General features: G+C 44.9%; 11 protein-coding genes. 4 read left to right on the plus strand and 7 right to left on the minus strand.

All coding sequences use genetic code 11. From position 1 onward, the window contains the following. Nucleotides 1-247 precede the first annotated feature (247 nt). Together ON05_RS30680 and ON05_RS30685 are read left to right on the plus strand one after the other, a co-directional pair. A protein-coding gene (locus ON05_RS30680; protein WP_085945185.1) for an ISAs1 family transposase occupies nucleotides 248-1,337 on the plus strand; the annotation gives its coding sequence in 2 pieces (ribosomal slippage) (nucleotides 248-787 and nucleotides 789-1,337; 1,089 coding nt in all). Between the two features lie 199 nt (nucleotides 1,338-1,536). Beyond that, on the plus strand, nucleotides 1,537-1,776 hold the full coding sequence (locus ON05_RS30685) for a hypothetical protein (RefSeq protein WP_029315222.1): 240 nt from the start codon (nucleotides 1,537-1,539) through the stop codon (nucleotides 1,774-1,776). A 101-nt stretch (nucleotides 1,777-1,877) separates the two neighbouring features. Here the strand turns inward: ON05_RS30685 and ON05_RS30690 are convergent, their stop codons facing one another. The 7 genes from ON05_RS30690 to ON05_RS30720 all read right to left on the minus strand — a co-directional run bounded on the left by ON05_RS30690 (nucleotide 1,878) and on the right by ON05_RS30720 (nucleotide 7,726). Then, a complete protein-coding gene (locus tag ON05_RS30690; RefSeq protein WP_262562543.1) occupies nucleotides 1,878-3,605 on the minus strand; it encodes an AIPR family protein in 1,728 nt (575 codons plus the stop codon). A 300-nt stretch (nucleotides 3,606-3,905) separates the two neighbouring features. Next, complete coding sequence (locus ON05_RS30695; RefSeq protein ID WP_010473914.1) at nucleotides 3,906-4,382, minus strand: tetratricopeptide repeat protein; 477 nt, start codon at nucleotides 4,380-4,382, stop codon at nucleotides 3,906-3,908. A gap of 45 nt (nucleotides 4,383-4,427) precedes the next feature. Beyond that, nucleotides 4,428-4,832: a hypothetical protein gene (locus ON05_RS30700; protein WP_010473913.1), complete on the minus strand. Its 405-nt coding sequence runs from the start codon at nucleotides 4,830-4,832 to the stop codon at nucleotides 4,428-4,430. 76 nt (nucleotides 4,833-4,908) lie between these two features. Further along, nucleotides 4,909-5,586, minus strand: coding sequence for a hypothetical protein (locus ON05_RS30705; protein ID WP_010473912.1), 678 nt, complete (start codon nucleotides 5,584-5,586; stop codon nucleotides 4,909-4,911). Between the two features lie 411 nt (nucleotides 5,587-5,997). Continuing rightward, complete coding sequence (locus ON05_RS30710; protein ID WP_010473910.1) at nucleotides 5,998-6,912, minus strand: hypothetical protein; 915 nt, start codon at nucleotides 6,910-6,912, stop codon at nucleotides 5,998-6,000. A gap of 15 nt (nucleotides 6,913-6,927) precedes the next feature. After that, nucleotides 6,928-7,218, minus strand: a complete 291-nt coding sequence (locus ON05_RS30715; RefSeq protein WP_236618965.1) for a DUF5131 family protein — start codon at nucleotides 7,216-7,218, stop codon at nucleotides 6,928-6,930. A gap of 40 nt (nucleotides 7,219-7,258) precedes the next feature. Then, entirely contained in the window at nucleotides 7,259-7,726 is a 468-nt protein-coding gene (locus tag ON05_RS30720; RefSeq protein ID WP_262562544.1) for a double zinc ribbon domain-containing protein, read from the minus strand. 81 nt (nucleotides 7,727-7,807) lie between these two features. Between ON05_RS30720 and ON05_RS30725 the strand changes: the two genes are divergently transcribed. Together ON05_RS30725 and ON05_RS30730 are read left to right on the plus strand one after the other, a co-directional pair. Continuing rightward, nucleotides 7,808-8,698: a site-specific integrase gene (locus ON05_RS30725; protein WP_010473904.1), complete on the plus strand. Its 891-nt coding sequence runs from the start codon at nucleotides 7,808-7,810 to the stop codon at nucleotides 8,696-8,698. A gap of 150 nt (nucleotides 8,699-8,848) precedes the next feature. Further along, nucleotides 8,849-11,827, plus strand: coding sequence for a Tn3 family transposase (locus ON05_RS30730; protein ID WP_010473902.1), 2,979 nt, complete (start codon nucleotides 8,849-8,851; stop codon nucleotides 11,825-11,827). The last annotated feature ends 181 nt before the right edge of the window (nucleotides 11,828-12,008 follow it).

Here is a 12,008-nt window from a genome sequence, read left to right on the forward strand (position 1 = left end):
CCACCTTATCGACAAGAGGATAGCCGTGTTCCTCAAAATTTGAGAAATTTTGCAAATAGGCTAGATTATCAGCAACTTGTCCCTATAAACACAGGTCTATCTCCCGAGGGCATAGAAACTCCCTACATGTCATTCATTCTTCGTGAAGATGATGAAACTATTGCTGAAATCGGCAATGACCCAGGGTTGTTTTACGTTACTCCTAGAAAAAATAGGATGGTTCTACTGAATACCAGTAGAGAGACCAATGAGCCACCTAATCGATACTTTGAAGCAAGTCCCTGATTTCCGCAGTGCCCATGGCCGTATTCATCCGTTATGGCTGCTGTTGCTATTGATGGTGATGGGTATGCTTGCTGGATATCAAGGGTATCGTCCGTTAGAAACCTTTGTGACCGATTATCGCCAACCTTTAAGTGAGCTATTGGGACTTGAGAGCTTCGAAGTTCCGTCTCACTGTACCTTTCGACGTGTGATGATGGGGCTTGACTTCCAAGCGTTGAGTCACCAATTTGAAGCTTGGATGCTCTCGAAGGCCCAGACTCACTCTCCCGATAATTATGCAGCATCCATGGATGGCAAACGGATTTGTCAGGGGCTCACCGATGACAACGGCAAGCAGCGTTTTGTAGGATTGGTGAGTTTATTCGCAGTGGAAGCAGGCATCACCCTCAAGCTCGAAGCCCTCACTCAAGAGGATAATAGCGAAATCAAAGTCGTCCAGGCTCTATTGGAAACACTACAACTCGATGGCTTGTTAATCACCATGGATGCCTTACACGCCCAAAAAAACACTTCAGCAAGTTGTGGCTTCGGGTAATGACTATCTTATCGCCGTTAAGCGCAATCAGGGCCGTCTTTACGACCACCTCCAGACTTACTTTGAGTGTCTTAAACCCATGGCTGAGCATACCCACTCCATACATAGTAGAGGACGAGAGGAACATCGGTGTATCCAGGTTTATGAGCCTGTCGGCATAGCCCTACAAGAGTGGGAGGCCATTCGCTCGGTGCTTTGTGTCCAACGATGGGGCACTCGTCAAGGCAAGGATTATCACAATACCGCCTATTACATCAGTTCGGCAGCCACCTCCCCCCAGCATTGGCAATCTCTGGTCCGAGAGCATTGGGGCATCGAGAATCGGTTGCATTGGCCGAAGGATGTGGTCTTTGGTGAAGATGATTATCGACTGGAGGATGAACAAGCACTGCTCAATTGGTCAGTGCTTAGAACCATTGTGATTAATATTCTGCGGCTAAACGGCTATCAATCCCTCAAAACCGCCATGACTAAGCTTGCTAATCGGGTCGACATCATTTTTTCGCTGTTAACTTAAAACAGCCCTGGGCAATGACCCAATAATTACCCTTATTCCGGGACTCATTAAAGTTGTTTTTGGAGATCTATTATCTCTTCCAGTAATATACATACTTCTTAGATTTAACGACGATCCATCGTTAACTTATGAAACTGCTTTCAATATTGCTGCACAAGAAATATCAGAAGATTGCTCAACATTAGGTTCACAGAGTTCTTTGCAAATTATTGCTTGTGGTGACTCAACTGACACTGTTACAACTATTGGGATTAAAGACTTTAGTCGTCACCTTAAAGTTACATCGCAATTGGTACGGAAGAACTATGATCTTAGCTACAGTATGAATACATTTATGCAAGGGATTCAGGTAATTCAAGGTAGTTTCCAAAGCCCATCAGAACTTTGGGATGCTTTTGAAGAGCATGGTCCATTTATCACCTTGAAATTCAAGATATAGCTATATCAGAGCAATGGTGACTGCTCCAGATTGGAAAAACCGGAGAATTAGTATGGGGGATGATCCTATCTCTGCTAAAAGATTTATAAGTATCTCTAGTTTTAGAAAAAACTTGCGAGAGACCTATTATTTGCTTCTTCTATTAAAACTTTAGTTTTAGATAATAATTTTATGTCTTGTTTATCTGACTTATCAAATTTGGCATTATCAATAACATCAATACATTCATTAAAACAAGTTAATGCCTTATTATCATCATTTAGAATCTTAAGAAGATCAGCACAGTATCCATCGATTTTTTTTGAATTAAATTCTGGTAGTCGATCTTCTTGAAACATAATTCTGAATAGCATCAAAATATGGAATCTAACCTTTTTATAAGAAGGATCAATACTTTTTCTCCTGAAACAAGTTTCAAGTTTATAGTATGCATAGGCACTAGTGTAATACGGGGAAAATTTATGATCAGCATTAAAAATTTGAGCTTTACCCTCATTAAGCCTGTTTACAATAGTCCCGAAAAAGCTTGTGACTGTATGAGGATTATTCAAAAACATCGCCGAAAAAGACTTTATTTGATATGGAACCGTAATAATTCTAGTTTTTAATACTGAATTATCAGAATTGTACTGTTTTGAGCGTCTTTCGTAGTAAAGACGCTCATTTCCACTATATGAGTTATAGTATTGCTCTAATCTTCTCTGAAAAGATGTTAAAGATGCCAGTTGTTCTTTTTTTATTGGTGTTTGATTGTTGGTTGCTAATGTGATTCTATTTTTTATTTCATCATCATCAGTTGCTATTATTTTTATTGGAATATTTACATTATTAATATAATCCCCTTTTCTGTTATTAAATAAGACATTACTAGTTTGACAACCATTCACAATTTGATAATCACGAATTGTGAAATTGTCTCCTGTGGTAGAGATTGAGCTAGCGACAATGGTAACACCATTATTTAATACACTAAATAAGTCAGAATCTTCATTTTTTAATGTTTTTTCTATTCCATTGTTGACATCATTATTTGTTCCTTGAAAATCACGAACATTATCTTCAAATACACTAACTAAATTATCTTCTTCGTCTAGCAATATTTTTTTAAATTCTTCAAATGGCAAAAGTCCAATATATGCTTCAGAAATACCTTTTATTGAAGGAAGTGTAACTCTATTTCTGAAGTTTAAGGTAGTATGAATTGACTCTTTTGTTTTTCTAAATGAGCGTGCAACTTCTTTAGCGCCATATGGATTAAAAAATATTTCTTCAAACAAATTTGCTTGTTCAAGATCAGTTTTACCTTGATTGATAACAGCTAATAAATTCTGGTCATCGACCCATTTACCCGTTGTACAATAATATAGTTTGATTGTTGGATTCTCTTTGAAGTGAGGTGCTTTTTCATAAATATAATCTGAAATTTCAGCAAGTCTAGAAATATCTGAATTCCTTACAAGAGAAGGTGACTCAGAAAAAAAGTCTTTAATTCCAAAAATAAAAGTATTGATTTCACCGCTACTGAAACTTGATGATGTTTTGGTTTGAATAAAAATATAACTAACTTCTAAAGAGTTATTTCTTTCAAGTAAATCGTCAACTTCTTCTTTGTGTTCAATTAGTTGTCCATTAACTAAAATTGCGAGGCCATCGATTCCTGTATCTCCTCCCTCTCCAACGGTAATAACATCTATTTCAAAAGTTTTAGAGTACTCATTAGACAAGATGCAATAATTCACTAGTTTTTCCAAATCCTTAGAATCACCTTCGGATACTATTTCTTGTTTTTCTAGTAACTCTATGATTAAACTTTTTGTGATTCTATCCATATCCTTTATTTTTTTAATTATTATTCCTTCTTAACCAATAGACCGTGTTGATAGATAGCCTAGTTTTCTTGTTCATCTTTCCATGAGAATACCCAGCTTTTTGCACTTCTATTAACTTAGGCTTCAAAACTTTCAAACTTGTTCGGTCGTCTTAGCTTTTTCTATAGCCACATAATTTACGATCTGTATGTGTGCATCGTGGAGTCGCAGATTCCCCCCCCACCGCTAGAGCATGGCACAGGTCGCCATCACAAAGCCGTGCCTTTGATCAGCCTCCTGCATTTGTTTGGAGATGCTGCACTACTGGGCAGGCTTAGACAGATGTGGAATCATTTTCACCAGAAGAGCAGCAGCCTGATTCTGCGGATCAAGCTGAGTCGCCTTGGTGGCTGATTGCAAAGCCGATTGATAGTCCTTGAGCATCAATTGGCTTTTAGCAAGATTGAGATGGGCATCTGCACTCTTTGGCTGTAGTCGGGTAACTTGGGCAAAATCAGCGGTAGCTTCCTGGTAATTCTTGGCATCCAGGTGGAGAACTCCGCGAAATGAGTAGGCAGTTGCGAGAGATGGGTCTAACAGGATCGCCCGATTGAGTTCTCTCATTGCTCCCTGAAAATCTTTTTGCTCAAGGAGAGAAGTTGCTGCAGCAAAGTGCGGGTTCGTTAGAGGATTGGAAGGTTCTTGAGCAAAAAGGGGTCGAGGGCTACAGCAAGCAAGGCTTAGACAGAAAGCAGCTATCCCCGAAGTGAAATAAGCCCCTACTAGTTTCCGACGCATTCTATTAGCCCCCTTTGTACTTGCGCCCTTTATCTTACAATCAGCCTAGTCTGGTTGAACTGCCTGGAATTCCATCTCTTGTACCCAGACATAGCTGAAGTCCTCAAACTCTTCCCCAGGTGATATCAGAGTTGTCGATCCATCCTGACTAGCAATAAACTCTTTACGCCATAACTCCCAGGCATAAATCGATGGCATCTCCAAGTCTGAACAATACTCAAGCCAACATTGTTGTTGGAATTGTGAAATTTCACAGTGAACACGACTCTGTTGGACTTCGACCAAACCCAGGTCAATCATTTCCTGAATCAGGGGAGGGTTATCGATAGGAGGCTCTCCTTTGCCCATCACAGGAGATTCAAAAGATAGCTGAAGCGTTTCATCAGGGTTCTCTTTTGCCAGTCGCAAGATTTCCAATTGCACCTGAGTTAAAGAAGGGATCAAGACCATGCACTATCCTCGTTTTGGTCAAATACTAACAAACCCAGCCCCCAGGTCACCCCAGAGGCCAGGTCAATGGTCTTGCCTAGGATTTAGCCGCCTGGTTTTGCATCATCTCTTTCATCATCTCGGAGTGTGTAAGCTTTTTAGACTTGCTCCCAGTCCGACGCTTCCCACTACCACTAGCCCCAACAGGAGTCGGGTCTTGAGGTACGGCCAACTCATCATCCAACGGGTCAGGATCAACAGGTGGATCAAGGACCGGGACCGGAGCCTCATCAAGGATAGTCATGGATTCCTCCTCAGCCACGGGTGCAGTCTCCTCCAGATCTTCGGTAATGTCAGGAGCCAGATCCTCAGCCTCGTCATCAGAAGTATCCTCAGTCGGGCTGTCGGCCAGGAATGCCTGGGTCTGGTCCTTGAACCAGTCGATAGCCTTATCGTGCAGTTCCCAGTGGGCATCGATCCGATCAATGAGCTGGGACTTGATGAGCGCTTGGACGAATGCCGTCTCCTGCTGACAGCCTTTGCGGTAGACAGCCACAGTACGCCCTTTGACCTCATCAAAGATGGGTCCATGCTTCTGGCTCACTTTGGACAGGCCCCAGGAGCAGAGAGCAGCGAAGTTTTTCCAGCCCTGGATTTCCTTGCGAATGACGAACAAGAAAGCTTTATTTGCGGCTAGGCCCACTTGGGTAGCGGCGGTGTCGATGACTTCGGTGTGGTCGGCTTGTTTGACGGTGATGCTTGTAATCAATTTCATAAGTGTTGTCCTTTGAATAACGAATAGTAGATAGGGCACGACTGGCATTTGCAACCAAGTCGGCCATGTGGATATTTGGAAAACGAAAAGGGAGGTCTTTGCCTCTTGGGGAATATACCCTCGGGAAAAATCAGGCTCGATGGGGAGCCGTCATGAGGTGGATTTGGATAAAAACTTTGGGTGGGAGTGGTCCCTTTCCGTCCCGATCTAACGTTCACGGAGACGGGCGTTTACTGAGGAGCCTTCTCGCTGATTTTTAGGATAATCAGGAACCATACCGATGAAGCCATCATAATCCAGTGAAAACTAAGAATCAAGGCATGATGGCCGGGAATTACTTATTGATACTGAGAAAAGCATAAGCAGATGCTAGAGTGCAGAAATCACTTTCCTCGACTAGGACCTTCAACCTTAACCTGCTGCTAGCATGTCAAAGACCCAGCACTCAGGCTTCCCCGCCGCGATGAAGTTACCCATGCCCTCAGCCACGACACTATCACTATCCCCAAGAAACCCTTCAAATAATTGACAGACCCAATGGTAATCAATACCCAAGGCTTTGCGGATAGCCTTGTATTCTGGTTGCTGATACTGTTTTTGATCATACTCGGCATCTTCGGCTGTCTTAGATGCAGACCAAGAAATACGCATCGGATCGAACCCCTGTCCCATATCTACGACGACCGCTAGACCGATTCGCTCTAGCAAGGTCGGACCATGTTCACATTCCAGTATCAAGTAGGGCAAGTGTGGAGCCACTGCTGCAATCACATCTTCAATCGATAGTTCGACCAAAGTAACGGGCATCCGTTGTGCAAACTCCCTTAGTTCGTCGTTCATCTTTCGCACCAGGTATCGATCCACCATTCTTTCTTTGCGTTCTACGTAGGTAGAGAGCCACATCGCTTTTCCATGAACAAAATCGGTCGATGCCCTCGGTTCATAGGTACGAGAGTTGCCCAGGTGAAGAACGCTGAACAGATGGTCTGCAAAAGCAACGGGCACGTCCCAATAGGCGCAACCGATGTACAGATGGGCATACGGCTCATTATCTAGGTAGAAAATTTCAAGGTTGATGTCGCTATTTTCTTCGTTTCTATTTTCTTGGTAGAGGCTAGTCCCGCCTGGGTTGACGTAGATGCAGTCCAGCATTTCGGTGAAACTTCCATCATCATTAAAGGAAATGTAGTGGTCGTAGAAAAAGTTATCGACAGAGAACTTGCGAATGACAATATGCAGCTCCCCTGGTCCCTGAATCTCCAGCTCTTGCCTACCGGGATGATCTGTAATGCCGACTCGCCAACCTTGGATATATTCTCTCTTCATCCACTGTCACCTCCATCATCCAAACTCTGGGAACTCCCGCACCCGAAGATCCTGCGGCCATTCTTCGGCATCCCCACCCTTCGCTGAACGGAGCTTGGGAACTCCCACCGGATTGCTCCCAAGCTGCTTGATAAACACGGGGATTTCTGCTGATTTGCATTGGTCTCGAATCGAGCGAATCCAGGTGACATCACAGGGCCGAGCGCCAGGACCGGACTCACCCCCGGTAATGCACCAGCTCAAAGATGATGCTGTCAGATTTAGGTCTACATCACCCCATGCCGACATAAGCACAATTTTTACCACAGGATCGCTGCAAGCTATATTTATCAGTACTTTTCAGACTTCAAAATTTAGGTTTTTTGAGCTTATACGCCTGTCCACAGAAGGGGCAGAACCGATGTTTAAGCGACGTAATTAGCTCATTGCAGTTATCACAGCGATTTCGTAAACGCTCGCCACACTCAAAGCAGAATTTTGCTCGGACATTCGTCCACAGCGCATCAGGCGGCGTTCCGGGTACCCAGCATTTTGGGCAGAATTTAACGGCATGAGCCACCTCAAGTGAGCTGCCCTTATACACGCTCTCCAAATACTCCCCAGGCACCTGCAACGCATAGGCCAAGCCATTGATCGTTTTGCGATTTAGCTTGGTTGTCTTGCCCCGTTCTAACTTGCCTAGGCTTTGGACATGCAGATCCGCTTTCAGGGCGACTTGCTTCTGAGTCAGCCCTAACCCATCTCGCAATCTGCGAACATATTCAGCGATGGATTCACCGGGCTTTGGAGCCTGTTCTGTTTCTAAAGCCTGCATAGAGTGATAACTTTAACGCTAGCTATTAGATGTGTTTATAAAGCTGCTGATAGCAGCTTATTGTAAGCATCCAAAGTCCTTATGTCACCTCCTTTGGCAACGGTCGCAACAGAATTTATTGACCGTCCGGGTCTGAGTGAAGCAACGATCCGTTCCTATGAATTTACTCTAATGCCCCTGCTGCAACAGTATGGCCGATGGCCAACGGAATTGATAGATCGCGAGATCTTGGAGACCTATCTCAATAGCCTTACGGGTCTACGTTACAGCACCCACCACCGCCACCAAGCTATTCTGCAAGCATTGATGAATTTTGCGGTTGAGCGCCATTATATTCGTGCCAATCCCATCTCCCGGTTACCTCGTCGTAAACCCAACCCCCAAAGAGGAGAACATAACAGCGACCAGGCCATTCGCTACTTAACTCCAGACCAGCTTCATGTCCTCTATCAAGCCGTGGCTAAAGACCGGAGAACAGAAGCCTTGGTCCGTTTGCTTCACCGAAGTGGGGCCCGAATTTCAGAGCTTCTAGCATTGGACCTATCAGACGTAGATTTCAAAGACTGTCGTTTTCAGGTCCTAGGCAAGGGCAACAAACAACGCTGGTGTTTCTTTAGTGCTGATGCCCATGACAGCCTCCAGAAATACCTCAAATATCATCGCCATGCTCAAAGCCCTGCCTTGTTTACAGCCCAGCATCGATTGACCCAACAGATTACTCGCCTCAGTTATGGTACGGCCTACAAGTCCTTTAAGCAGTTAATCTCAGGGTATCCAGAGCTAGAAGGGATTCGCCTCCATGATCTGCGCCATACCTTTGCAACAGAGCGAGTAGGACTGATGGGGCTCGAAGAATTGAGAGCCCTGATGGGGCATCAGAATATCCAAACCACCTTACGGTATCAGAAAGTCACCTCTGCTCAAGCCCAACAAGCTGCTCAACAAGCTTTTCAATCTCTTTTACAAAGGTGAACTAATAGGCATCACTGTCTTTGTCACTATCTATAGCCTAAAGATATACAACAGCCTCAATTTCTTCGTTAAGGTGGAGTATGAGCAATACTCTAGGTTTGGAGAGTAAGTAAACCAATGGTGGCGCTGAAACGAGGGTAATCTGCACTGATGACCGCGATTGAACGGACTGCCTATCCTCAGTTTAAGGACCGCCCCACTCGTAAAACCCTTACAGAGCTATATACTCCGACCCCTTCGGAAATTCAATTTGCTAGAGCCAATACCCGTAACCCGTCGAATTTCTTGAGCCTTGTGGTCCTGTTGAAATCGTTTCAACGATTAGGCTATTTCCCTGCACCAGCAGATATCCCGTCAGCCATTATTGGGCATTTGAAATCTTGCCTTAATGTAGGTAAACGGATAGACCTGACACCTTCTACAACATCCCTAAATCGATTTCAGCAGTTGATTCGCACCTATCTAAACGTTCAACCCTATGGAATTGAAGCTCAAAAACTGGCAACTACCGCACTTGCTAACGCTGCTCTCATTAAGGATCATCCGGCAGATCTGGTGAATATTGCCATCGAAGAATTGGTTAAAAGCCGGTATGAACTACCCGCTTTTCGCACCCTAGATGACTTGGCCATGACCATTCGATTGCGCACGCATCAGCAATTGTTTGAGCAGGTCTGTGCACAACTGTCCAAAACGGATAAGGCTTATCTAGATCAGATCCTTCGCCCCCAATCGGAAGACGCTGAGATGACGCTCAATCTTCTGAAAGCTCCTCCCAAGAAAGCCTCCCTAACCCATCTTAAAGAACTCCAGGCCAAGTATGAATCCTTGATGTCCTTTGCTTATGCTCAGCGCATCCTGGTGGATCTGCCCCCTGCCAAAATTAAGTATTTTGCAGCCCAAGCTCAGGTGCTTGATATTGCTGAATTGGCAAAGGTCAATCCTTCTAAGCGATACACTTTTCTGGTGTGTTTGATCTATCGTGCCCAGGTCAAATCTCGCGATCACCTGGCAGATATGTTCCTCAAACGGATGCTCGGTATCCATAACCGGGCCAAGACTCGATTGGTTGAACTGCGAGAACAGCATCTGGCCACCACTGAATCTATGTTGAGTATCTTCGGTGAAGTGCTGGATGCATCAGCCCAAAAACCCAGTCCTACTGCCCTTGGCAAACAAGTTCAAGGAATTTTGAATGCCCATGGGGGTGCCCAAGCCTTATTGGACCAATGCAAGCAAGTCTCCCCCTACAACACCAAGAATCATTTGCCACTACTGTGGTCTTTCTATGTCACCTACCGTAAGCCCATCTTCCGCATGGTCCGGTCGTTGAATATTCAATCTACCAGCCAAGATCAATCCTTGATAGAAGCCCTTCACTTTCTCCTGGAGCATGAAGACCGACGGAGCCAATATTTGCCTGCAGATCTGGACCTGAGTTTTATCAGTGACCCATGGAGACAGCTTGTCTATGCCCATGATGGGGAAAAAGAAGTTCTGGTTCGGCGTCAATTAGAAGTCTGTATATTTAGCTATCTGGCCACGGAGCTGAATACAGGCGATGCTTGTGTTCCAGGTTCAGAGAAATATGCAGATTTTCGAGACCAGCTCCTGACTTGGGAAGAGTGCCAGCCTTTACTGGAGCAATATTGCCAAGAATTGGGGATACCCTCCACCCCTAGCGGTTTTATCAAACACCTCAAGGACCAACTGACCCAACTGGCCACGGAGGTGGACCAAATCTGTAAAGACGATCCTCAAATCACCATCAATCCAGATAACAAGCCCAGCCTCAAACGCCTGACGGCTGCACCCAGGTCCAAAAGCGCGGTGCAGCTAGAAAAGAAGATTCTGGAAAAACTACCGGAACGAAGTGTGCTGGATGTTCTCTCCAACGTCCAACATTGGGTGAATTGGACCCGTCATTTTGGTCCGCTATCGGGGGCTGAACCTAAGCTCAGAAATCCTATTGAGCGCTATCTGTTCACCACCTTCGGGTATGCCACCAACTTGGGGCCAAATGAAACAGCTCGCCACACTCGGGGGAAAATGACTGCCCATATGTTGTCCTATGTCCACAGACGCCATTTCACCACCCAGAAAATTGAGGCTGCCATTCGGGACATCATCAATGCCTACGCAAGCCTTAAACTGCCTCGATGTTGGGGGACGGGTAAGCAAGCTGCTGCGGACGGCAGCAAGTTTGAAATTTACGACAACAATCTGATCTCTGAATACCATATCCGCTATGGCGGCTATGGAGGCATTGCTTATCATCACGTATCGGATCAATATATTGCCTTGTTCACCCACTTCATCAGCTGTGGGGTGTGGGAGGCCGTCTACATTTTAGATGGGCTGATCAACAACCAATCTGACATTCAACCTGATACCCTCCATGCCGATACCCAAGGTCAATGTGCGCCAGCGTTCGCCTTATCGTATTTGCTGGGGATACAGCTAATGCCCCGAATTCGGAATTGGCAAGGGTTATCATTCTTTCGACCTAGCTCCGATGCCGTTTATGAATATATTGATCCGCTGTTTGATAAGAAGGCCAACTGGCGGTTGATTGAAATGCATTGGCAAGATCTCATGAGAGTTGTGCTCTCTATCCGGGCGGGGAAGCTCCTACCTTCAACCATTCTCAGACGTCTGAACAGCAACAGCAAGAAAAACAGGCTCTACCATGCTTTTGAGGCGCTTGGGCATGTGGTGCGAACCCAATTCTTGTTGCGCTATATCTCTGATAAAGGGCTCAGACGACAGGTGAGTGAATGCACCAACAAAGTGGAAAGATATCACCAATTTCTGGACTGGTTGTTCTTTGGCAAAGAAGGCGTTCTCACAGACAACGATCCAGAGCAGCAGGAGAAACAGCTTAAATATCTTGAGTTAGTGTCCAGTGCAGTCATTCTGCAAAATGCTGTGGATATTTCTACCGCAGTCCAGAAGCTACATGAGGAGGGGTATGAGATCAAGCAAGAGGACCTGGCGACGATGAGTCCCTACCTTACCCGTAATCTCAGGCGCTATGGTGACTACGTGGTCGATATCAACGATATTCCACATCCGTTAGAACTAGCAATCCCACTTCCTATAAAGATCTTAGAGGCTATTACTATCTGATAAATAGTGATTTTTATGTCTACTGCTCTGTAAGCTTTTAGAGAATTTTGAAGTCTTGAAAGGCCCTTGAATAAAGCGGTGTGACGATCCTGTGGTAAAAATTGTGCTTATGTCGGCATGGGGTGAAATATAGTTTTTGAAATCATCTAGTCTGTTTTTACGTATCTCTTGGTATGGCCCC

This window comes from Acaryochloris sp. CCMEE 5410, from assembly GCF_000238775.2.
Lineage (GTDB): Bacteria > Cyanobacteriota > Cyanobacteriia > Thermosynechococcales > Thermosynechococcaceae > Acaryochloris.

Bases quoted from the DNA above. Each gene is read 5' to 3' on its own strand.
- ON05_RS30710 (WP_010473910.1), bottom strand. From the start codon at position 6,912: ATGAAGAGAGAATATATCCAAGGTTGGCGAGTCGGCATTACAGATCAT.
- ON05_RS30725 (WP_010473904.1), top strand. From the start codon at position 7,808: ATGTCACCTCCTTTGGCAACGGTCGCAACAGAATTTATTGACCGTCCG.
- ON05_RS30720 (WP_262562544.1), bottom strand. From the start codon at position 7,726: ATGCAGGCTTTAGAAACAGAACAGGCTCCAAAGCCCGGTGAATCCATC.
- ON05_RS30695 (WP_010473914.1), bottom strand. From the start codon at position 4,382: ATGCGTCGGAAACTAGTAGGGGCTTATTTCACTTCGGGGATAGCTGCT.
- ON05_RS30690 (WP_262562543.1), bottom strand. From the start codon at position 3,605: ATGGATAGAATCACAAAAAGTTTAATCATAGAGTTACTAGAAAAACAA.
- ON05_RS30700 (WP_010473913.1), bottom strand. From the start codon at position 4,832: ATGGTCTTGATCCCTTCTTTAACTCAGGTGCAATTGGAAATCTTGCGA.
- ON05_RS30730 (WP_010473902.1), top strand. From the start codon at position 8,849: ATGACCGCGATTGAACGGACTGCCTATCCTCAGTTTAAGGACCGCCCC.
- ON05_RS30705 (WP_010473912.1), bottom strand. From the start codon at position 5,586: ATGAAATTGATTACAAGCATCACCGTCAAACAAGCCGACCACACCGAA.